Here is a 22098-nt window from a genome sequence, read left to right as displayed (position 1 = left end):
GCGCGATCCGGCCCCGTCCGCGACCACTCGAACCGCTTCCCAAGCTCAGACGACCACCCGCCGACCGGGCGACCCCGGCCCATCGCAGTGCCCCGCCGGATCGAATTCCCGAGCACGCAAGCACGGATACGAACAACGCACCACCGGTGGAGGTTGGTATGTCGGTCACGCTCGAGTACCCGGAGATGCCAGGCCAGACGGCCGATCGGGAGGAGCTCTCCTCCCGCGCCGCGGCCGAGGCGTACGTCGGCGGGGTCTGTTTCAAGCTCGGTCCACCCGCGCTGATCGGCGCCGAACTGGAGTGGCTCACCGTCAAGGGTGGGTCTTCGGCGAACTCGACGGACGCGCCCCGCCCCACCCTGGACGACCTGGCGGGCGCACTCGGGCCGCACGCCCCGCGGTCGCTCGATCCCGCCTCGCCGGAGCTGGCCCTGCCCGGTGGCAGCCGGGTCACCGTCGAACCCGGCGGCCAGATCGAGCTCTCCAGCTCCACCTACCCCGATGCGCAGGCGCTCTGTGCCGCACTGCGCGCCGATGCCGCCGTGCTCCGCGCCCTGCTCGGCACCCGCGGCATCCGCACCGTCCCGCTCGCCGCCGACGCCTCCCGTCCGCCACAGCGACTTCTCGAACTCCCTCGCTACCGCGCCATGGAGCGGCACTTCGCGGGCATCGGCCCGTTCGGCACGCTCATGATGTGCAATACCGCGGCCGGCCAGGTCAGCGTGGACGCGGGGGCCGATGCCGCCGAGGTCGCCGCGCGCTGGCACCTGCTGCACGCCGCCGGTCCCGCGCTGCTCGCCGCCTTCGCCTGCTCGCCCCGGCTGCGCGGCGCGCCCGGCGGCGAGTGGGCCTCGCAGCGCATGCGCACCTGGCTGCGGCTGGACCACAGCCGCGCCCGCCCGCCCGCCGAGCACTGGGCCGACCCGATCGCCGGCTACGCCACCTGGGCGCTGGACGTCCCGCTGCTCTGCGTCCGCCCCTGCGCGCAGGAGCCGGGTGCGGTGCAGTGGACCGCCCCGCCCGGCGCCACCTTCGCCGACTGGCTCTCCGGCGCGCTGGACGACGAGATCGGCCGCCGCCCCGACCGCGCCGACCTCGACTACCACCTGACCACGCTCTTCCCGCCGGTGCGCGCCTCCGGCTACCTGGAGGTCCGCTACCTCGACGCCCAGCCCGGCGACACCTGGAGCACCCCGGTGCACGCCATCGAGGCGCTGCTCAGCGCCCCCGAGGTGGTGGCGGAGGCGACCGCGCTGGCCGCGCCGACCACCGGCCGCTGGCAGGAGGCCGCGCACGCGGGCCTCGCCGACGGGGAGCTACGGGCGGCCGCCGAGGCGCTGCTGCGGCTGGCCGCGGCGCACTCGGCGCAGCAGGCCGAACTGGAGTCCGCCGCCGAACGATGTCGGGCAGGCCGGACCCCGCACGACGACGCCACGGAGGTGCAGCCATGACCATCCAGTTCTCCGACAACGCGACCACCGACCGGCTGCGCGGCGAGATCGCCGAGGTGCTCACCAGGGCCCGCGCCCGCACGCTCGCGCTCACCGGCTGCCTGGACGACGCCGAGCTGGCCGCGCAGCACTCCCGGCTGATGAGCCCGCTGGTGTGGGACCTCGCGCACATCGGCAACCAGGAAGAGCTCTGGCTGGTGCGCGACGTCGGCGGCCGCGCCGCCGTGCGCGGCGACATCGACGAGCTCTACGACGCGTTCAAACACGCGCGGGCCGAGCGCCCCGAGCTGCCGCTGCTCGACCCGGCGCAGGCCCGCGGCTACGTCGGCGCGGTGCGCGACGAGGTGCTCGACCTGCTCTCCGGCGTCCCGCTGCACGGCGATCCGCTGGTCGCGGGCGGCTTCGCCTTCGGCATGATCGCCCAGCACGAGCAGCAGCACGACGAGACCATGCTCGCCACGCACCAGCTGCGCACCGGCCCCGCCGTGCTCGCCGCGCCCGCGCCGCCCGCCGCGCGGGTTCCGGTGCGCGGCGAGGTGGTGGTGCCCGCGGGCGAGTTCACCATGGGCACCTCGACGGATCCGTGGGCGCTGGACAACGAGCGCCCCGCGCACCCGGTGCACGTCCCCGGCTTCGCCATCGCGGCGGCGCCGGTGACCAACGGCGAGTACCTGGCCTTCCTCGCCGACGGCGGCTACGAGCGGCCCGAGCTGTGGTCCGAGCGGGGCTGGCGGCACCGGGTCGAGGCCGGGCTCGCCGCGCCGCAGTTCTGGGAGCGCGACTCCGCGGGTACCTGGTGGCGCCGGGTCTTCGGCACCCGCACCCCGCTGCGGCCGAACCAGCCCGTCGTGCACGTGTGCTGGTTCGAGGCCGAGGCGTACGCCACCTGGGCGGGGCGGCGGCTGCCCACCGAGGCCGAGTGGGAGAAGGCCGCGCGCTACGACCCGGAGACCGGCGCCACCCGCCGCTACCCGTGGGGCGATGCCGACCCCGGCCCTGCTCTGGCCAACCTGGGGCAGCGGTACCTGGAGCCCGCCGAGGTCGGCGCCTACCCGGCCGGCGCCTCGCCCGCCGGGGTGCACCAGCTGATCGGCGACGTCTGGGAGTGGACCTCGTCCGGGTTCGAGCCGTACCCCGGCTTCCGTGCCTTCCCGTACGCCGAGTACTCCGACGTGTTCTTCGGCGGCGACTACCGGATGCTGCGCGGTGGCTCCTTCGGCACCGACCCGGTCGCCTGCCGCGGCACCTTCCGGAACTGGGACCACCCGATCCGCAGGCAGATCTTCTCCGGCTTCCGGCTGGCGCGCGACCTGCGCGCCGGTGAGGGCCGGTGACCGGGCCGGAGCGGCCCGCGTGCTCCCCGGGGCGGCGCTGATGTGCCGCCACCTGGGTTACGTGGGCCCCGCCGTGCCCGTCGGCGGTGTGCTGACCCGGGGGCCGCACTCGCTGCGGACCCAGGCGTGGGCGCCGCGGGACATGCGCGGCGGCGGGACGATCAATGCGGACGGGTTCGGGGTGGCGTGGTGGCGGGAGGTTTCCGGCGGCCCGGTTGCGGAGCCCGGGCCCGCCGGAGCGGTCGCGCCCGGTGAGACCCCGGCCGACCGGGAACCCTGGCCGGAGCCGGTCGTCACGCGGTATCGCAACCCCGCGCCGATCTGGACCGACCCCGCGGTGGACGAGGTGCTCCCGCAGCTCCGCTCCACCGCGGTCATCGCCGCGGTGCGCTCGGCGACGGTCGGCACCCCGATCGAGCGCACCGCGTGCGCGCCGTTCACCGACGGCCGCTGGGCCTTCAGCCACAACGGCGTCATCCCGGAGTGGCGCCTCGCGCTCTCGGCCGTCCTCGCCGACCTGGACATCGCCGCCACCACCGCGGGCGCGACCCGCCGCTTCCAGACCGTCGACCTGCTCGCCGCCGAGGCCGCCACCGACTCCGCCGCGCTCTGGGTCCTGCTCCGCGGCCTGCTCGGTGCGCTCGACCCCGGCGACCCCGACGGCCCGGCCACGGCCCTGCGCCACCTCTCGGCCGCGGTGCTCAGCCACGCGCCGCCATCCCGGCTCACCCTGCTGCTCGGCAATGGCGAGCGGCTCTGGGCCACCACCGTGCACCACGGGATCTCCGCACTGGTCACCGCCGATTCCGCGGTGCTCGCCTCGGAGCCCTACGACGACGACCCCGGCTGGCAGTCCGTCGCCGACCACATGCTGGTGACCGCCGCCCCCGGCGACCTCACCGTCCAGCCCCTCTTCGAGCACCAGGAAGGCGCCCCGCGATGACCGCACCCACGCTGGAGATCCACCTGTCCGACGCCGACCTCACCGCCGCGCTCCGCACCGACGCGACCACCGGCCTGACCGCCACCCCGAAGTCGCTCCCGCCCAAGTGGTTCTACGACGCCCGCGGCAGCGAGCTGTTCGAGCGGATCACCGAGCTGCCCGAGTACTACCCGACCCGCACCGAGCGCGCCCTGCTGGAGCGCGTGGTCGACGAGATCGCCGCCGCCGCGCAGGCCGAGGTGCTGGTCGAGCTCGGCGCGGGCTCGGCCGCGAAGACCCGGCTGCTGCTCACCGCCGCCCGCGCCGCCGGGCCACTCAAAACCTATGTGCCACAGGACGTCTCCGCGGCGGCGCTGCGCGAGTCCACCCGCGAGATCGCCGGCGAGTTCCCCGACCTCGCAGTGCACGGCGTGGTCAGCGACTTCACCGACACGCTGCACAACCTGCCCGGCGGCGGCAGGCGCATGGTGGTCTTCCTCGGCGGCACCATCGGCAACCTGGTGCCCGCCGAGCGCGCCGAGTTCCTGGCGAGCGTGCACGACGTGCTGGAGCCGGGGGAGCGGCTGCTGCTCGGCGCCGGGCTCGTCATCGACCCGGCGATCCTGGTCCCCGCCTACGACGACGCCGCGGGCGTGACCGCCGAGTTCAACCGCAATGTCCTGCACGTGCTGAACAACCGGCTCGCCGCCGACTTCGAGCCGGAGAAGTTCGCGCACGTCGCGCTCTGGGACGCCGAGCACGAGTGGATCGAGATGCGGCTCGCCGCCACCGAGGAGATGGCCGTCCGGGTCCGCGAACTCGACCTCGAGGTGCACTTCGCCCGCGGGGAGCAGCTGCGCACCGAGATCTCCGCCAAATTCCGCGTCGACGGCCTGCGCGCCGAACTCACCGCCGCCGGGTTCCGCACCGAACACACCTGGACCGACCCGGACCACCGCTTTGTGCTGATGCTCGCGGGTCGGGCGTAGCTCAGTCCGTGCCGCCGACGACGGCGGAGAGCCACTCGACCAGGGGGCGTACGTCCTCCCAGGCGGCTCTGACCTCGTCGGCGGCGCGCGGCGTCGCCAGCCAGTCGGGGGCGCCGAACTGCTTGCCCGCGGTGATCGACTTGTGCCGGAGCAGGTCGATCCGCGGGTGCGCGGCGTCGAACCCCTTCGGCTTGGTCTTGAGCTTCTCGCCGCCGATGGTGAAGCCCGCGGCGGCGGCGGTGTCGAGAATCCGCTGCAGCTCGGTGCCGCGCAGCTCGTCGTCAACGGTGCCGCGCAGCCGCGCCAGCTGCGCGGGCGTGCCCTGGTAGAAGCCGCCGCCGACGAACAGCCCCGGTGCGCCCACTTGCACGTACCAGCCGACGCCGGGCGCGGTGCGCACCACCGCGCCCTGCGCGGTCTTGTACGGCGTCTTGTCCTTCGCGAACCGCACGTCCCGGTACGGCCGGAACAGCTTCGCCTCGCCGAAGTCGGGTTCGAGCAGCGCGGTGAGCGCGAGCATGGGCTCGCGCACCGCAGTCTCGTACACGTCCCGGTGCGCCGACCAGAACGATTTGGAATTGTCCGCCTCGAGATCCTCGTAGAAATCCAGGCCGGCCAGCGGGAAACCCGAGAAACCGCGCATACCCGCAAACTACGCGGTGCTCACGGCCAATTCACGCCGGGGATCACATTGCGGCCGAAGGCCAGCTGCACGGCGAGCCCGACAATCAGCGCGCAGCCCGCGGTGACCGCCGCCCATTTCCCGCGTTCCTCGGCGCGGGTGTGGCCGGTGATTCCCAGCGCGATACCGGCGGGGCCGAACACGACCGGAACCAGGAACAGCGCGGCGAGCGCGCACACGAAACCGAGGATAGAGAAAAGTTGGATCTCCGTTTTCTGCCGTTCCAGGGGTTTGCCGGGGAGGTTCGGGTCGTTCGGGAGCCAGTCCGTGGAGATGCGGACGGTGGCGCCCGCGTCCGGGGTGAGGGCGCCGCGCGGGATGCGGACGGTTTCGCCCGCCCCGCGGTCCAGCCAGTTCGGCGGTGGGGCGGGGGGCTCGGTGCCGCGTGGGGTCGGGGTGCTCGGGCTGCCCAGTTTCCAGCCGGTCGCCGGGGCGGGCGGCGGGGTCGGGGGGTTCGGGCGGAAGGCGCTCGCGCCCCGGGGTGGCGGGGGGACCGCCGGGAACCCGGTCGGCGGTCCCGCCTGCACCGCGCCCGGTCCTGGTCCTGGCCCTGGTCCGCTCGGTCCGGCGGGGGCCGGGGGGCCGATCGGCGGTGACACGGGCCCGGACAGGCCGCTGAGCGGGCGGGCAGGCCCCGGTTGACCGCTCGGGAGTCCGAGCCCCGGTGCGTTGCCCGGCATCGCCGGGCCGCCGGGGAACCCGGATCCCCCGGCAGGCCGGCTGGGTGCCGGTGGGCCGCTCGGAGCAGCGGAGCTCGGTCGTTTCGGACCCACCAGCGGTCCGTTCGGACTGGCAGATGCCTGCGGTCCACCAGGATGCCTCGCGGGGGCCGCGCCGGGCGGCGGTGGGGCCGTGTCGTGGCCGATCGGGCCGCCGAACACCGAGTTCGGGATGAACACGGTCGGCTCCGCAGCGACCTGTGGATTGCCCGGCTCCGCCGGAACCTCGCCTTCGACGGCGCCGACCGCAACGGTCGGCACCTCGACGACGTCACCCGCCGAAAGCTCGACCGTCCCCTCGTCCGCAGCGGGTCCGGCCTGCTCGCCGCTCGCCTCCGCCGCCCCGCCGGGGCCGGATACCGCACCCGCCGCTGCCTCGCCGTCGCCGGGCTCGACCTCGTCGGCAGCAGACTCCGCAACGATCGGCTCACCAGCAGCAGGCCTCGCAGCCTTCTCGGCCGGTACCTGGTCACCGCTCGCCTCCCCGGCACCCGCACCCGCCGTCTTGCCATCGCCGGATTCCGCAGCGTCCGCAACCGGCGTATCACCGCCCGGCTTCGCAGCCTCCGGCTCGGGTGTCTCGCCGCCAGCGGGCTTTGCGGCGTCCCGCTCGGGCGTCTCGTCGGCAGCGGCCGTAGCGGCGTCCCGCTCGGGCGTCTCGTCGGCAGGGGCTGTAGCGGCATCCGGTCCGGGTGTCTCGTCGCCCGCAGGTTCTGTGGCGTCCGGCTCTGGCGTCTCGTCACCGGTGGGCTCGGCGGCGTCGTGCTCGGATGCCTTGGGGGCGGCGGCCTCGGCAGTATCCTGATCGGGCGTCTCGTCGCCTGCGGGCTGCACCGCTTCTTCGACTGCCTCGTCGCCGGTCGACTTCGCCGCATCGCGATCGTCCACCTCGCCTACGGCGGACTTCGCAGCATCCTCGGCGGATGTTTCGCTCGCGACGGTCTCCGCGAGCGTCTTGTCCGCCGCTCCGCGGTCCCCGGGGCCTGCGACATCCGGCTTCGCGGCGTCCTCGGCCTGTGCCCCCTCCACCACCGCTTCCGCGGACTGCGCAGCGGGCACTTCCGCTACCGAACCGTCCTCGACGAGCACCGGCTGCGCCGAACCACCACCGGCATCGGGCGCCCCCGATTCGTGCGGTCCCCGCTTCTGCGGTGTGCTCATCAACAACGCCTCCGTTCGGTCGGTCTACCCGCGGGATACCCACTCGGGCCGCCACTGTACGTGCGGTAGCTGAGAGCGGGCTGGGGCTGAAACGCCGAACGGGCCCGGGGTCACCTGCGACCCCGGGCCCGTTCGAGCGCGCGACCTACGCGTTGCCGTTGAACAGCCCCGTGACCGACCCGTTCTCGAACACCTCGCGAATGGTCCTGGCCAGCAGCGGCGCGATGGAGAGCACCGTGAGCTGCGGGAACTTCTTGTCCTCGGTGATCGGCAGGGTGTTGGTCACCACCACCTCGCGGGCACCGCAGGCGGCGAGCCGCTCGGCGGCGGGCGCGGAGAGCACGCCGTGCGTGGCGGCGATCACGACGTCACCGGCACCGGCCTCGCGCAGCACGCGCACCGCCTCGGCGATGGTGCCGCCGGTGTCGATCATGTCGTCGATCAGGATGCAGGTGCGGCCGTCGACGTCGCCGACCGGCCGGTGCGACTTGACCTGGTTCGGGACCAGCGGGTCGCGGGTCTTGTGGATGAACGCGACCGGGGCGCCGCCGAGCGCGTCGGCCCACTTCTCGGCGACCTTCACGCGGCCCGCGTCCGGCGAGACGACGGTGACGTTCTCCAGGCTGTAGTTGGCCCGCACGTGCTCGGAGAGCTGGAAGAGCGCGTGCATGTGGTCGACCGGCCCGTCGAAGAAGCCCTGGATCTGGTCGGTGTGCAGGTCGACGGTGATGATCCGGTGCGCACCGGCGGTCTTCAGCATGTCGGCGACGAGCCGGGCGGAGATGGGCTCGCGGCCGCGGTGCTTCTTGTCCTGGCGGGCGTAGGGGTAGAAGGGCAGCACCGCGGTGATCCGCTTGGCCGAGCCGCGCTTGAGCGCGTCGATCATGATCAGCTGCTCCATGAGCCACTGGTTCAGCGGCGCGGGGAAGCTCTGCAGCACGAAGGCGTCCGAGCCGCGCACCGACTCCTCGAAGCGGACGAAGATCTCGCCGTTCGCGAATTCCCGTGCGGTCTGCGGGGTGACGTGGACGTCCAGCTCCTTCGCGACCTGTTCGGCCAGCTCAGGATGGCTGCGCCCCGCGAAGAGCATGAGGTTCTTCTGGTTGTCGGTCGAGAACGCGGTCACTGCTGTTCGCCATCCTTTTGCTCTGTTGCCTGACTCGCTGTGTCGCTGGCCGCGTTGGCCTCCGTCGCCGCGTGCGCCGCCGCGGTTCCCGGCCGGTAGCGCGGCACCCAGTTGTCGATATTGCGCTGCGCTCCGCCGGACACCGCGAGTGCGCCGGGCGGAACGCTTCTGCGCAGTACGGTACCTGCTGCCGTATACGCGCCGTCACCCACGGTGATGGGTGCGACGAACATGGTGTCGCTGCCGGTGCGGACGTGCGAGCCGACCACGGTGTGGTGCTTGCGCACCCCGTCGTAGTTGACGAAGACGCTCGACGCGCCGATGTTGCTGTGCTCCCCGATGGTCGCGTCGCCCACGTAGGTGAGGTGCGGGATCTTGGAGTGGTTGCCGATGGTGGCGTTCTTGGTCTCCACGAAGGCGCCCAGTTTGCCCGATTCGCCGAGCACCGTCCCCGGCCGCAGGTAGGCGAAGGGGCCCACGGTGGCGCCCGCCCCCACGGTGGCGCCGGTGCCGTGCGTGCGCACCACCGACGCGCCGTCGCCGACCACGACGTCGGTGAGCGTGGAGTCCGGCCCGATCTCGGCGTCCTCGCCGACCACGGTGCTGCCGAAGAGCTGGGTGCCCGGCCGCAGCACCGCGTCCCTGCCGATCCGCACGCCCGCGTCCACCCAGGTGGTGGCCGGGTCGATCACGGTGACCCCGGCGCGCATGTGCCGCTCCAGGATGTAGCGGTTCAGGGTGCGGGTGGCGGCGGCCAGCTGCACCCGGTCGTTGACCCCGGTGACCTTGGCCTCGTCCACCAGCCGGGCGCCCTGCACGGTGTGGCCGTCCTCGCGGGCGAGCCGGAGCACGTCGGTGAGGTAGAGCTCGTGCTGGGCGTTCGCGGTGGAGAGCCGGGTGATGGTGCTGCGCAGCACCTGGGCGTCGAAGGCGTAGACACCGGAGTTCACCTCGGTGATCGCGGCCTGCTCGGGGGTGGCGTCGGCGTGCTCGACGATCTCCAGCACCTGGCCGTCCGCGTCGCGCACGATCCGGCCGTAGCCGTTGGCGTCGTCCGGGACGAAGGTGAGCACCGTCACCGCGGGCCGCTCGGCGTAGCTGCGGTGCTCGTCGAGCAGGGCGGCGAGGGTGTGGCCGTCGAGCAGCGGGACGTCGGCGGAGGTGACCAGCAGGTCGCCGTCGAAGTCCGCGGGCACCGCGCGCAGCGCGCACTGCACCGCGTGCCCGGTGCCGAGCTGCTCCTCCTGCAGCGCGGGCAGGATCTCCCGCCCCTGCTCGGCGGCGACCGCGGCGACCGCGGCGCCGACCTGTTCGCGGTCGTGCCCGACCACGGTGATGAGGAACGCGGGGTCGATCTCGTTCGCCGCATGCAGCGCGTGCGCGAGCATGCTCCGGCCGGCCAGCGAATGCAGCACCTTGGGGGTCTTCGACCGCATTCGCGTCCCGGCGCCGGCGGCGAGAACGACGACGGCGGTCTGCTGTGGCATGGATCTCCCTCGGCTGCCTGTCATCGTGCTGGGCCAAACGCGGGGCCCACGATAGTCACATGTGCGTGCTCCGCCGCCAGGACTCGAACCTGAACTATCTGAACCAAAATCAGAGGTGCTGCCATTACACTACGGCGGATCGTCACACCGGCCGGCTGTGCCGTTTCGGCACGACCCGCCGCTGTGCCCACGGCACGGCATGAATCCTCGCATGCCGACCTCGCTTCCGTCGAACCCGCGCGGCCGCGAGTACCTGCCCCGCCCGCACGCGGGGAAGGCTGTCTGGAACAGTTGAAACCTGGAAGTTCGAGACCCGTGACCGCGGTACCACGACATCGCAGGAGGCGAAGCGATGCCATCGGGTGAGACCCAGCGGCCGCAACGGCCGCGCATGACGGGCACCCAGCGGCGCCAGCAGCTGATCGAGATCGGCCGTGCGCTCTTCGCCGAGCGGGGGTACGACGGCACGTCGATCGAGGAGATCGCGCTGCGCGCCCAGGTCTCGAAACCCGTGGTGTACGAGCACTTCGGCGGCAAGGAGGGGCTCTACGCGGTCGTGGTCGACCGGGAGATGTCGATGCTGCTCGACATGATCACCTCCTCGCTCACCAGGAATCGCTCGCAGGAGCGGCTGGAACAGGTGGCGCTCGCCCTGCTGACCTACATCGAGGAGCGCACCGACGGGTTCCGCATCCTGGTGCGCGACCAGCCTGCGGCAACCGCGGACGGCCGCTACTCCAGCCTGCTCAACGAGGCGGTGAACCAGGTCGCGCACATCCTCGGCAACGATTTCGGGCGGCGTGGTTTCGACACCAGCCTCGCCACCCTCTACGCTCAGGCGCTGGTCGGGATGGTCTCCACCGCCGCGACCTGGTGGCTGGACGTGCGCGAACCATCGAAGGAAGTGGTGGCCGCGCATCTGGTGAACCTGTGCTGGAACGGTCTGAGCCACCTGGAGGCGGATCCGCGGCTCACCTCGCAGCGGCGGGCCGAGGCCGGGGACGCGGTGGAGTGTTAGCTCGCGAATTGCGCGGTGCGGTCGGGCGAATGCGCGAATTGCCGGGGGCGGTGTCACCGGGTGGTACGGTTCACGCATCCTCTCAGTGCTGTTCGGGTGGTAAGTCGGTCTACTTCGGGATGTCGGTCTACTTCAGGATGGCTGGTTTTTGGATGACAGGCGGATCTGATGGCTAGGCAAGCGCGCGCGGAGATCACCCGCGATTCCGTTCTGGCGGGCGCTGCCGATGTCTTTCTGCGCTTGGGATATGCGAACGCGAGCCTGAGCGAGATCATCGCCCAGTCGAACGTCACCAAGGGCGCGCTGTACTTTCATTTCGGCTCCAAGGAAGAACTGGCTCGCGCCGTCGTCGACCAGGGCAACGAGCGGCTGATCAGTTCCTGCCAGGGGTTCTTCGATTCCCGGGTGCCCGCGCTCGAGGCCTGCATCGGCATCACCTACGTGGTGGCTGATCTCTCGATGAACGACCCGATGGTCGGGGCCATGCTCAAGCTGACGCACCAGATCGGCGACTACCGCGGCGCGCAGGGCGAGAACATCACCAAGACCTGGGGCGAGACCTACCGGGTGCTGTCCGAGCGGGCCATCGCCCAGGGCGACCTGGAGCCGGGGCTCGACGCCGAGGTGATCGGGCTGCTGCTGCAGGAGATGATGGCGGGGGTGCACATCACCGCCGTCGGCACCGAGTCGATCGACCAGATGGCGATCCGCATGGAGCGCGCCTGGTACTTCCTGCTCCCCGCCATCGTCCCCACCGAGAAGCTCTCCTACTTCCGCGAGTTCGCCGCCCGCCGCCTGCGCAGGTATGTCCCCTAGGGGGTAGGCACCCCGCACCCCGGTGCTGTCACCCAGCACCGATAGACTTTTTTCATGTCTGCCCAACGTCCACCCCTCGCGGGGCTGGCCGCGGCGGCCGGTGCCGATCAGGCGCTGCGCACCGTCGCCGATCTGGTCGGGAAGTCCTCCGTCGCGCTGGTCGCCCCCGGCCCGGCGCGGCCGTTCGTCGCCACCGCGCTGGCGAACGAGGAGAGCCGCCCGCTGGTGGTGGTGACGGCGACCGGGCGCGAGGCCGACGACCTGACCGTCGAGCTCACCGAGATGCTCGGCCCGAGCGTCGCGCAGTTCCCCTCCTGGGAGACGCTGCCGCACGAGCGGCTCTCGCCCGGCGCCGACACGGTGGGCCGCAGGCTCTCGGTGCTGCGCAGGCTGGCGCACCCGGAGGACGCCGTCTCCGGCCCGCCGCTGCGCGTCATCGTCACCACCGTGCGCTCGCTCATGCAGCCGATGGCGGCCGGGCTCGGCGACATCGAGCCGGTGGTGCTGCGCATCGGCGCCGAGTTCGACTTCGACGAATTGCTCACCCGGCTGGTCGAATTCGCGTATTCGCGGGTCGACATGGTCGGCAAGCGCGGCGAGTTCGCGGTGCGCGGCGGCATCCTCGACCTCTTCCCGCCGACCGCCGACCACCCGGTCCGCGTCGAGTTCTGGGGCGACGAGGTGAGCGAGCTGCGCGCCTTTTCCGTCGCCGACCAGCGCTCGCTCCCGGAGCTCACGGTGGACACCGTGGTCGCCCCGCCCTGCCGGGAGCTGCTGCTCACCGCGGCGGTGCGCGAGCGCGCGGCCGAGGTCGCCATCGACAACGCCGCCGACGCCGCGCTGTCGGAGATGCTGGCCAAGCTCGCCGACGGCATCCCGGTGGAGGGCATGGAGGCGCTGCTCCCGGTGCTCCAGCCGGGCGCGCTGCGGCTGCTCACCGAGGTGCTGCCGGAAGGTAGCCACGTCCTGCTCTGCGACCCGGAGAAGGTCCGCACCCGCGCCGCCGACCTGGTGCGCACCGGCGAGGAGTTCCTGGAGGCGTCCTGGACCGCGGCCTCGTTCGGCGGCGCCGCGCCGCTCGGCGGCCACGGCCTCGACCTGGCCGCCTCCGCGTACCGCCCGCTCCCGGTGATCCGGGAGAGCGCGGACCGCAACAACCTGCCCTGGTGGACGCTGAGCCCGCTGGCCTCCGGCGACCCCGCCGAGGTAGAGCTGCCGATCACCGCGGGCGCCTCCGCGCGCGGCTCGGACGAACTGGTCGCCACGCTCTTCGCCTCGCTGCGCGCGCACCTCGCCACCGGCGGCCGGGCCGTCGTGGTGGTGGCGGGCCACGGCACCGCGCAGCGCGTGCTGGAGCGGCTCGCCGACGCCGAGGTGCCCGCCGCCGCACTGGCTCCGGGCGCCGAGCCCGCCGCGGACGTGGTCGGCGTGCTCTGCGGCTCGCTGCACGACGGCGTCGTCTTCGGCGGCGCCGGGCTGGTCGTCGTCGCCGAGTCCGACCTGACCGGCAACCGGGTGGCCGCGGCGGGCGAGGGCAAGCGGCTGCCCGCCAAGCGCCGCAACCAGGTGGACCCGCTGGCGCTGAGCGCGGGCGACATGGTGGTGCACGACCAGCACGGCATCGGCCGGTTCGTGGAGATGATCGAGCGCACCGTCGGCGGCGCCAGGCGCGAGTACCTGGTCATCGAGTACGCGCCGGGCAAGCGCGGCCAGCCCGGCGACCGGCTCTTCGTGCCGATGGAGTCGCTGGACCAGCTCTCCCGCTACGTCGGCGGCGAGCTGCCGAGCCTCTCCAAGCTCGGCGGCTCGGACTGGGCGAACACCAAGCGCAAGGCGCGCAAGGCCGTTCGCGAGATCGCGGGCGAGCTGGTGCAGCTCTACGCCGCGCGGCAGGCCGCCCCCGGCCACGCCTTCGGCCCGGACACCCCGTGGCAGCAGGAGATGGAGGACGCCTTCGCCTTCACCGAGACCGTCGACCAGATGACCGCCATCGCCGAGGTCAAGTCGGACATGGAGAAGGCGGTCCCGATGGACCGGGTGGTCTGCGGCGACGTCGGCTACGGCAAGACCGAGATCGCGGTGCGCGCCGCCTTCAAGGCGGTGCAGGACGGCAAGCAGGTCGTGGTGCTGGTCCCGACCACGCTGCTGGCCCAGCAGCACCTGCAGACCTTCGCCGAGCGGGTCGCCGGCTTCCCGGTGAACGTCAAGGGGCTCTCCCGCTTCACCGACCCGGCCGACGCCAAGGAGGTGCTGCGCGGGATGGCCGACGGCGAGGTCGACATCGTGGTCGGCACGCACCGGCTGCTGCAGACCGGCGTGCGCTGGAAGGACCTCGGCCTGGTGGTCGTGGACGAGGAGCAGCGCTTCGGCGTCGAGCACAAGGAGCACATCAAGGCGCTGCGCACGCACGTCGACGTGCTCACCATGTCGGCGACGCCGATCCCGCGCACCCTGGAGATGAGCCTGGCGGGCATCCGCGAGATGTCCACCATCCTGACCCCGCCGGAGGAGCGCCACCCGGTGCTCACCTACGTCGGCGCCTACAACGACAAGCAGGTCACCGCCGCCATCCGGCGCGAGCTGCTGCGCGACGGCCAGGTCTTCTACGTGCACAACCGGGTCTCCTCGATCGACAAGGCCGCCAAGCACCTGCGCGACCTGGTCCCGGAGGCGCGGATCGCGATCGCGCACGGGCAGATGAACGAGGACACCCTGGAGCGCACCGTGCAGGGGTTCTGGGAGCGCGAGTTCGACGTGCTGGTCTGCACCACCATCATCGAGACCGGGCTGGACATCTCGAACGCCAACACCCTGATCGTGGAGCGCGCGGACAACCTCGGCCTCTCCCAGCTGCACCAGCTGCGCGGCCGGGTCGGGCGCAGCCGGGAGCGCGGCTACGCCTACTTCCTGTACCCGCCGGAGAAGCCGCTCACCGAGACCGCCTACGACCGGCTCGCCACCATCGCGCAGAACTCCGACCTGGGGGCGGGCATGGCCGTGGCGATGAAGGACCTGGAGATCCGCGGCGCGGGCAATGTGCTCGGCGCCGAGCAGTCCGGGCACGTCGCCGGGGTCGGCTTCGACCTGTACGTGCGGCTGGTCGGCGAGGCGGTCGAGGCGTACCGGGCCGCGGCCGACGGCAAGCCGATCACCACCGAGGAGGTCAAGGAGGTCAGGATCGACCTCCCGGTGGACGCGCACATCCCGCCGGACTACGTCGCCAGCGACCGGCTGCGGCTGGAGGCGTACCGCAAGCTCGCCGCCGCGCAGGACGACGCCACGCTGGCCGGGGTGATGGAGGAGCTGGTCGACCGGTACGGGCCGCTGCCGGTCGAGGTGGGGCGGCTGGTCTCGGTGGCGAAGCTGCGGCTGCTCGCCCGCGAGTACGGGGTGACGGAGATCGCGGTCACCGGGACGACGGTCAAGATCGCGCCGCTCGCCCTGCCCGACTCCAAGCAGCTCCGCCTCAAGCGGCTGCACCCCAGCGCGAGCTACCGCGCCGCCTCCGGCATCGTGCAGCTGCCGATCCCGCGGGTCGAGGACAGCGTCGGCGCCGACCGCATGCGCGACGTGCAGCTGCTGCAGGTCATCGCCGACCTGCTGCTCGCGCTGGACGGCAAGGCCGCGGGCGCGGTCGACCTGCGGGTGCGCACCGAGGCGACCGCGCGGTGACCGATCTGGACGGTGCGGTCGCGCTCATGGACCGGCTGTGGCGGTTCGGCGGGTGGGAGTCCACCCAGACCCACGATTCGCTGCGGCCGTACCTGCTGGAGGAGACCTACGAGCTGCTCGACGCCATTCAGCACGGCGACGTCGAGACCATCAAGGAGGAGCTCGGCGACCTGCTGCTGCAGGTGCTCTTCCATGCCAGGATCGCCGAGGCGGCGGGGGAGTTCACCGTCGCCGACGTGGCGGCGGTGCTGGTCGCCAAGCTGGAGCACCGCAGCCCGCACCTGGCCGCGCCCGATGCCTTCGCCGACGTCGCGGCGCGGATCGCCGCGCAGGAGCGGGCGTGGGAGGAGCGGAAGTCCGCCGAGAAGGCGCGGCGCTCCTGCCTGGACGGGATCGCGCTCGCGCAGCCCGCGCTCGCGCTCGCCGAGAAGGTGATCGCGCGGGCCGGGCGGGCCGGTTTCCCGGACGAACTCGTCCCCGAGGAACTGCGGACCGTCCGCCTCGGCGGCGACGAGAGCGCCGAGGAGCGGTTGCGCAAGGCCACGCTCCGCTTCGCCGACACCGTCCGCGCCACGGAGGACGCCGCCGAACGCGCCCGCGGGGCGCGCCTGTCGCTCACGGCCGACGACTGGCGCGCCCACTGGCCGCTGTGAGACACCGCACCGCCGCTGACTGTCGACCGAGCCGCCCGTCGCGCGCTGTCTGCGCGGCGCGCGCCGACGCGAGGGCGACGGTGCGCCCGCGGCCGCCCGCCCCCTGCGCTCCCAGCGTGACCTCGGCCGCTGTCCCAGGCCGCGTTAAGCCTCCTTCGCTATTCTGACCCCGACCTCGAAGCGAGGGCGGGCGAAGGTCCGCCGGGAGGGACGTTCGGGCCGGTGCGCATCGACAGGGTCGCGGAGTATCCGCGACCGGACCACGTGTTGTTCCACTTCAGCGATACCCACCTGGTCGCCGCCGGCGACCTCTACGGCGACGTCGACGCCGAGCGCCCACTGCGCGCCCTGCTCGCGCACGCCGAGGCGACCGGCATCGTCCCCACCGCCGTCGTCTTCACCGGCGACCTCGCCGACCGCGGCGAACCCGACGCCTACGCCAAGCTGCGCGCCCTGGTCGACCCCTTCGCCGCCCGGATCGGCGCCCCGGTGATCTGGGTCGCGGGCAACCACGACGACCGCGGCACCCTGCGCAGCCACCTCATGGACCGCCCGGCGTCACCGGAGCCGCTGGACGAGGTGCACCTGATCGACGGCCTGCGCATCATCGCCCTCGACACCACGGTCCCCGGCGCGCACCACGGCGAACTCCGCGACGAGCAGCTGAGCTGGCTGCGCGACGTCCTCGCCGAGCCCGCCCCCTTCGGCACCGTTTTGACCATGCACCACCCGCCGGTGCCCTGCGTGCTCGACCTCGCCGTCACCGTCGAGCTGCGCGACCAGCGCCGCCTCGCCGCCGTGCTGGACGGCACCGACGTGCGCGCCATCCTCGCCGGCCACCTGCACTTCTCCACCAGCGCCACCTTCGCGGGCATCCCGGTCTCGGTGGCCTCGGCCACCTGCTACACCCAGGACCTCGCGGTCGAGCAGGGCGGGCTGCGCGGCCGGGACGGCGCGCAAGCCTTCAACTTCGTGCACGTCTACCCGGACACCGTGGTGCACTCGGTGGTCCCGATCAATGCGGGCCCGACGGTGGGCGAGCCCGCCACCCCGGCTCAGGCGGCGGCGCGGCTGGCCGCGGCGGGCATCGTGATCCCGCCCGCGGCCCGCATCCCGCACGTCATGCGGCGCCCGGCGCGGACTCCGGAATCGGGTGGCGAGGCGGTGCGCTGACCCGCTCCCACGGCGCGGGCTCGGGGAACCAGCCCTGCAGGAAGTCGGCGACCCTCCGCACCCGCTCGGCCTCGGTGACCTCGGGGAAGCTGCCGTCGTTCAGGCAGAAGAAGTCCACGTCCCTGACCGCGGTGAGCTCGTCGAGCAGCGCCAGCCCGGACTCCGCGGTGGTGTCCACGTAGCGCACCCTGGCCGCCTCCTGCGGCACCGCGCGCCCGCTGAGCAGGGCGTAGTAGTGGTACAGCGAGTTCGTCACCGAGATGTCGGTGGCGGCGCGGAACCGGCTCGCCGCGGTGCGCGCGAAGTCGGCGGCGAACTCGCGCTCCATCTCGTGCAGCACGCTGCGCCGCAGCGGCACCGGGGTGTGCTCCAGGTGCCGGGTGATGACGTACCCGAACCGCTCGGTGAGCAGCGCCCGGTTCACCCGGGCGGCGTTCTCGAAGCCGCTGCGCCGCTCGGTGTTCCGGCCGGGGCCGATCCTGGTGTCCGCCTCGATGAAGCGGCTCACCCCGGCCGGGGTGAAGAACATGGACGGCCGCACCGGGCGGGCGAAGAACATGTCGTCGTTGGAGTACAGGAAGTGCTCGGCCAGCCCGTCGATGTGCTGCAGTTGGCTCTCCACGGCGTGCGAGTTGAAGGTCGGCAGCCCGCCGGTGTCGGCGAAGTGCGCGAGCGCGGGCACCACGGTGACCGCGGGGTGCTCGGCCAGCCAGGCGGGCGGGGTGGAGTCGGTGCAGAGGAAGATCCGGCGGATCCAGGGCGCGTTCTTCGCCACCGCGCGCAGCGCGTAGCGCAGCTCGTCGATCTGTCGGATGCGGGCGTCCGCGTCGTCGCCCTCGCCGACCACGACCTGCGCGAGCATGCCCGCGCGGCGGGCGCGGAACTCCGGGTCGGAGCCGTCCACCCAGGAGAAGACCAGGTCGATGTCGAACTCGACGTCGGTGGTCTGCGGCGCGAACATCCCGGTGAGCGTCGGCCACGTCCGGTCGAAGAGCCGCACCTGGCCGAACTCCACGTCGGCGAGGTCGAAGACGGTGCGGGTGAGCGCGTTGGGGCGCGGGCAGGTGACGGTGTCGCCGTGGTAGCCCCACAGCTCCAGGTCGACGTGGTGCGCCGGGTCGGCGTCCCGGCCCAGCCGGAACACCGCGGGGTCGAGCGGCTCGACCCGGAAGCCCGCGGCGCCGGCCGAGCTGACCACCCGCTCCACCATGGCGCCGTGCGCCGCGTCGGCGGCCAGGATCATCCGGTGGTCGCGGTCCCGGACCAGCACGAACGGCACCTCGGCGGCGGCCAGCTCGGTGCGCAGGTGGACCAGATCGGCCAGCGTCGCGTCGGAGACGGCGAGGTTGCGCGCGGTGCGGTGCGCGGCGATCGGCACCGGCGTGATGTCGGGGGACACCTCACGGGGCAGGTCGGACGAGAAGACCATGGCGCACTCACCTCACTCGGGACGGGACGAACAAAGGGCCACCACTGATCGCGGCGGCCGGGCCCCACGGCTCTACCCCGTGGACGGCGCTTCGAATCAGGTGACTGTTACCGGACGGCCATCGGCCGGAAACCAAGAAGTCCCTGCTGAGCAGGGAACTGTTCACGATGATGCAGGCGTTTCCCGGATCCGTCAATCGCTCGGCAACGCTGTTAGGATAGCCTCACCATATTTCCAGGTGAGAAGGAGTAACGCTCGTGCGGATCGTGATCCTGTTCGGGTCGGAGATGGGAACGGCGGAGGCGGCGGCCGACGTGATCGCGGGCGAGCTCGCCGCGCACGACGTCTCGCTCTACGACATGGGCGAGTTCGACGTCGCCGATCTGGACGCCGCCGCGCTGCACATCATGGTCTGCTCCACCTACGGCGACGGCGAACTCCCCACCAACGCCGAGCCTTTCGCCGCCGCGCTGGAGCGCGAGCGGCCCGCGCTGGACGGGCTGCGCTTCGCCGTCTTCGGCCTCGGCGACAGCGTCTACGGCGAGACCTTCAACCGCGGCGGCGAGATCATCGCCGAGCAGCTGAACGCGCTCGGCGCCGTCCAGCTGGGCGAGCACGCGCGCCACGACGCCTCCACCGAGGTGAAGGTCAGGGATCTGGCCGGGGAATGGGCCCGCGGTCTGCGCGCGCTGCCGAGCTTCGAACTCGCCACGGCCTGAACGCATCTGCCACGGCCCGCCGCACGGCCGATCGAACCGGGCGCCAGCGGTGCCGTCGCCCGGGTCTTAAACTGCAGGGGAAGCGCGGGAACAGCCCACCGCGCCGCAGCGATCCCCACGAGGTGACGAAAATGGCAGCAGGAGCGAGCCTGACCGAGCACGACCACTCCGCCGACGAGCATCCGGAACTCGACGTCCTGCCGGTGTGGCCGACCGAGACCATCGCGGTGCTGGTGACGACCGACCCGTCCCCGCACGCCATCCCGGTCTCCTGGCCGGTGCGCGCGGGCGACCGGCGGATTCTGATCAGCCTGAAGTTCGACCGGGGCTCGCTGGCGCGGCTCCGCGCGCAGCCGCAGGTCGCGCTGCTCATCCTCGGCGGCGGCGATGTCGCGCTCTGCGCGCGCGGCACCGCGACGGTGCTCGCGGACGGAATGCCGGGCGCGAGCGACTATGTTCCGGTACAGATCGATGTCGACACCATCGACGACCATCGACAGTCGGCGTTCACGGTCGCGCAGGGCATCCAGCGCACGGTGCTCGACGAGGCCGAACTGGACGCACTGCGCGGCCGGGTGGCCACGCTGCGCGAATGGGCGGAGCAGCAGAACCCGAAAACGGAAGGATGACATGAGCGTCACGCTGGCCAAAGGCGGCAACGTCTCGCTGTCCAAGCAGGCACCGAACCTGACCAAGGTCTCGGTCGGGCTCGGCTGGGACGTCAGGACCACCACCGGAGCCGACTACGACCTGGACGCGAGCGCGCTCGCCACCGGGCCGAACCTGAAGGTGCTGTCGGATTCGCACTTCGTCTTCTACAACAACCTGCGCTCGCCCGAGGGGACCATCGAGCACACCGGTGACAACCTCACCGGTGAGGGCGACGGCGACGACGAGGTGATCAATGTCGATCTCGCGGCCACCCCACCGACCATCACCAATATCTTCTTCCCGGTCTCGATCCACGACGCCGACGCGCGGGCGCAGTCCTTCGGGCAGATCCGCAACGCCTACATCCGCGTCACCGACGCGGTGACCGGCTCCGAGCTGGCGCGCTACGACCTCTCCGAGGACGCCTCCACCGAGACCGCCATGGTCTTCGGTGAGCTCTACCGGCACAACGCGGAGTGGAAGTTCCGCGCCATCGGCCAGGGTTACGCCTCCGGCCTCGCGGGCATCGCCCGCGACTACGGCGTCCGTATCTGATTGTCGCGCCTCCGCGCGACGGGGTTCGCGCCCTTCGGGGGCTCGCGTCCGAGCGGCCGAGACTTGCGCCTGCGGCGCGGGCGCTTCGACCACTCGGACGCGAGCCGGGCGCGAACCCGTGCGGGGTGCGTTAGTTGTTGCCCGCTGCGAGCCCCAAGGGGGGCGTGTGGGCGTGCAGCGACACCGTTTCGCGTTCGCGCTGGTCCAGCAGGGCGAGGTAGCGGTGCAGCATGAGCGCCGCGGTGGCCGCGAGCCCCGCGGTGAGCCCCCACCAGATGCCTGCGGCGCCGAGGCCGACCGGGAAGGCGAGCAGCAGCGCCGAGGGGAGCCCGACGCCCCAGTAGCCGACGAGCGAGAGCCGGAACCCGGCCGAGGTCTCCTTGAGCCCGCGCAGCAGCCCGGTGCCGATGTTCTGCGCGGCGTCGAAGAACTGCAGCACGATGCCGATCAGCAGCAGCGTGTGCGCCAGCGCCACGGTCGTGTCGTCGCCGGTGTCGAGGAACGGGGCGAGCACCAGGTCGGGGGCGAAGATGTACACCAGCCCGGTCAGCGCCGCGACCAGCGCCGCGCCCTGCAGCGCCAGCCGCGGCTGGGTGCGCGCCCGGTCGAACTCGTCCCTGGCCGCGGCCTCGCTGACCAGGATCGACGCCGCGTGCGAGATCCCGATGGCGACCTGGAACACGATGTAGATGATCTGGTAGACGACATTGTGCGCCGCCAGCGCCGCGGGCCCGAGACTGCCCATGGCCAGCGCCAGCACCGAGAACATGCCCGCCTCGGAGCCGTAGGTGAGCGCGATCGGGAAGCCCAGCTTCAGCTCGGCGCGCACGGTTCGCGCCCGCACCGGCCACGGCGTGCGCGGCAGCGCGGCGGCGAGCCGCCGATCCCGCCGCACCAGCACGGCGAAGGCCAGGAACATGGCGAGGAAGACCAGCGAGGTCGCGATGCCGATCCCGGTCAGCCCCAGCTTCGGCAGCCCGAGCCAGCCGTGCGCGAGCGTCAGCGCCAGCCCGAGGTTCAGCGCCACCGAGCCCAGCGTCACCAGCAGCAGCGCCTGCGGCCGCTGCATGCCGACGGTGTACTGCCGCAGCACCTGGAACCACAGGCAGGGCAGCAGCCCAGGCGCCAGCGCGATCATGAACGGCCGCGCCGCGGCGAGTACCTCGGCGTCCTGCCCGAGCCACTGCAGCGAGTACCCGAGCCCGACCAGCACCGCCCCGCCGAGCAGCCCGGCCACGGTGGCGATCAGGAAGCTGCCGCGCACGATGTCGCGCACCTCGGCGTCGGCCGAGTCGCCGCGCTTGCCCGCGGCGCTGACCGCGCTCGCGACCCGGTTGCCGCTCGCGGTGATCAGCCCGACGCCCATGGTGCGGATCTGGTTGAAGAGCACCAGCGCCAGCCCGCCCGCCGCTACCGCGCCGACCCCGAGCGAGCCCATGATCGCGATATTCGTGGTGGAGACGGCGATCTGCGCCAGCTGGGTGCTCGCGATCGGCGTCGCGAGCGCGGCCAGCCGCCCCGCGTCCGAGCTGCGCATCCGG

Annotated in this window: 18 protein-coding genes and 1 tRNA gene; 12 read left to right on the top strand and 7 right to left on the bottom strand. The window is 72.5% G+C overall.

Annotated elements, in window-relative coordinates; translation table 11 throughout:
- Positions 1–158: 158 nt before the first annotated feature.
- Genes egtA through egtD form a run of 4 tightly spaced genes read left to right on the top strand, consistent with a single transcriptional unit; the run spans position 159 to position 4696 of the window.
- Positions 159–1451 carry an ergothioneine biosynthesis glutamate--cysteine ligase EgtA gene (egtA, locus tag ACFUUZ_RS18790; RefSeq protein ID WP_378697783.1) on the top strand — a complete coding sequence of 431 codons (1293 nt, stop codon included), beginning with the start codon at positions 159–161 and terminating at the stop codon, positions 1449–1451.
- A complete protein-coding gene (gene egtB, locus ACFUUZ_RS18785; protein WP_378697781.1) occupies positions 1448–2785 on the top strand; it encodes an ergothioneine biosynthesis protein EgtB in 1338 nt (445 codons plus the stop codon). The genes egtA and egtB overlap by 4 nt, the downstream gene beginning before the upstream one ends.
- A gap of 40 nt (positions 2786–2825) precedes the next feature.
- Complete coding sequence (locus tag ACFUUZ_RS18780; RefSeq protein ID WP_378697809.1) at positions 2826–3728, top strand: ergothioneine biosynthesis protein EgtC; 903 nt, start codon at positions 2826–2828, stop codon at positions 3726–3728.
- Entirely contained in the window at positions 3725–4696 is a 972-nt protein-coding gene (egtD, locus tag ACFUUZ_RS18775; RefSeq protein WP_378697779.1) for an L-histidine N(alpha)-methyltransferase, read from the top strand. The genes ACFUUZ_RS18780 and egtD overlap by 4 nt, the downstream gene beginning before the upstream one ends.
- A 1-nt stretch (position 4697) precedes the next feature.
- Here egtD and ACFUUZ_RS18770 read toward each other — a convergent pair whose 3' ends face one another.
- The 5 genes from ACFUUZ_RS18770 to ACFUUZ_RS18750 form a co-directional block, all read right to left on the bottom strand.
- Positions 4698–5339 carry a DUF2461 domain-containing protein gene (locus tag ACFUUZ_RS18770; RefSeq protein WP_378697777.1) on the bottom strand — a complete coding sequence of 214 codons (642 nt, stop codon included), beginning with the start codon at positions 5337–5339 and terminating at the stop codon, positions 4698–4700.
- Between the two features lie 20 nt (positions 5340–5359).
- Positions 5360–7258, bottom strand: coding sequence for a hypothetical protein (locus tag ACFUUZ_RS18765; RefSeq protein ID WP_378697775.1), 1899 nt, complete (start codon positions 7256–7258; stop codon positions 5360–5362).
- A 145-nt stretch (positions 7259–7403) separates the two neighbouring features.
- Complete coding sequence (locus ACFUUZ_RS18760; protein WP_067653112.1) at positions 7404–8384, bottom strand: ribose-phosphate diphosphokinase; 981 nt, start codon at positions 8382–8384, stop codon at positions 7404–7406.
- A complete protein-coding gene (gene glmU, locus ACFUUZ_RS18755; protein WP_378697771.1) occupies positions 8381–9871 on the bottom strand; it encodes a bifunctional UDP-N-acetylglucosamine diphosphorylase/glucosamine-1-phosphate N-acetyltransferase GlmU in 1491 nt (496 codons plus the stop codon). The genes ACFUUZ_RS18760 and glmU overlap by 4 nt, the downstream gene beginning before the upstream one ends.
- Positions 9872–9939: 68 nt before the next feature.
- A tRNA-Gln gene (locus ACFUUZ_RS18750) sits at positions 9940–10010 on the bottom strand.
- 252 nt (positions 10011–10262) lie between these two features.
- On the opposite strand from ACFUUZ_RS18750, the gene ACFUUZ_RS18745 reads away from it, so the two are divergent.
- The 5 genes from ACFUUZ_RS18745 (at position 10263) to ACFUUZ_RS18725 (ending at position 17203) form a co-directional block, all read left to right on the top strand.
- Complete coding sequence (locus ACFUUZ_RS18745; protein WP_378697769.1) at positions 10263–10889, top strand: TetR/AcrR family transcriptional regulator; 627 nt, start codon at positions 10263–10265, stop codon at positions 10887–10889.
- A 168-nt stretch (positions 10890–11057) separates the two neighbouring features.
- Positions 11058–11705 (top strand): TetR family transcriptional regulator, encoded by a 648-nt coding sequence (locus ACFUUZ_RS18740; RefSeq protein WP_378697767.1) that lies wholly within the window; start codon positions 11058–11060, stop codon positions 11703–11705.
- A gap of 54 nt (positions 11706–11759) precedes the next feature.
- Positions 11760–15377: a transcription-repair coupling factor gene (mfd, locus tag ACFUUZ_RS18735; RefSeq protein WP_378697765.1), complete on the top strand. Its 3618-nt coding sequence runs from the start codon at positions 11760–11762 to the stop codon at positions 15375–15377.
- A 26-nt stretch (positions 15378–15403) separates the two neighbouring features.
- Complete coding sequence (locus tag ACFUUZ_RS18730; protein WP_378697807.1) at positions 15404–16030, top strand: MazG nucleotide pyrophosphohydrolase domain-containing protein; 627 nt, start codon at positions 15404–15406, stop codon at positions 16028–16030.
- Between the two features lie 222 nt (positions 16031–16252).
- The gene (locus tag ACFUUZ_RS18725) at positions 16253–17203 is read left to right on the top strand and encodes a phosphodiesterase (protein ID WP_378697763.1); all 951 of its coding nucleotides are present in this window, start codon (positions 16253–16255) and stop codon (positions 17201–17203) included.
- Here ACFUUZ_RS18725 and ACFUUZ_RS18720 read toward each other — a convergent pair.
- Positions 17151–18632, bottom strand: coding sequence for a stealth family protein (locus tag ACFUUZ_RS18720; RefSeq protein WP_378697761.1), 1482 nt, complete (start codon positions 18630–18632; stop codon positions 17151–17153). The genes ACFUUZ_RS18725 and ACFUUZ_RS18720 overlap by 53 nt on opposite strands.
- Positions 18633–18889: 257 nt before the next feature.
- Here ACFUUZ_RS18720 and ACFUUZ_RS18715 point away from each other — a divergent pair, with 257 nt between their 5' ends.
- The 3 genes from ACFUUZ_RS18715 (at position 18890) to ACFUUZ_RS18705 (ending at position 20557) form a co-directional block, all read left to right on the top strand.
- Entirely contained in the window at positions 18890–19351 is a 462-nt protein-coding gene (locus ACFUUZ_RS18715; RefSeq protein ID WP_378697759.1) for a flavodoxin domain-containing protein, read from the top strand.
- 131 nt (positions 19352–19482) lie between these two features.
- Entirely contained in the window at positions 19483–19980 is a 498-nt protein-coding gene (locus tag ACFUUZ_RS18710; protein ID WP_378697757.1) for a pyridoxamine 5'-phosphate oxidase family protein, read from the top strand.
- Between the two features lies 1 nt (position 19981).
- A complete protein-coding gene (locus ACFUUZ_RS18705; RefSeq protein ID WP_378697755.1) occupies positions 19982–20557 on the top strand; it encodes a TerD family protein in 576 nt (191 codons plus the stop codon).
- A gap of 130 nt (positions 20558–20687) precedes the next feature.
- Here ACFUUZ_RS18705 and ACFUUZ_RS18700 read toward each other — a convergent pair whose 3' ends face one another.
- Entirely contained in the window at positions 20688–22094 is a 1407-nt protein-coding gene (locus ACFUUZ_RS18700; RefSeq protein ID WP_378697804.1) for an MATE family efflux transporter, read from the bottom strand.
- Between the last annotated feature and the right edge of the window lie 4 nt (positions 22095–22098).

Source organism: Nocardia sp. NPDC057353, from assembly GCF_042667085.1.
Classification (GTDB): Bacteria; Actinomycetota; Actinomycetes; order Mycobacteriales; family Mycobacteriaceae; genus Nocardia.
The sequence above is the reverse complement of the archived record's forward strand: the minus strand, read 5'-3'. Positions and strand labels throughout refer to the sequence as shown.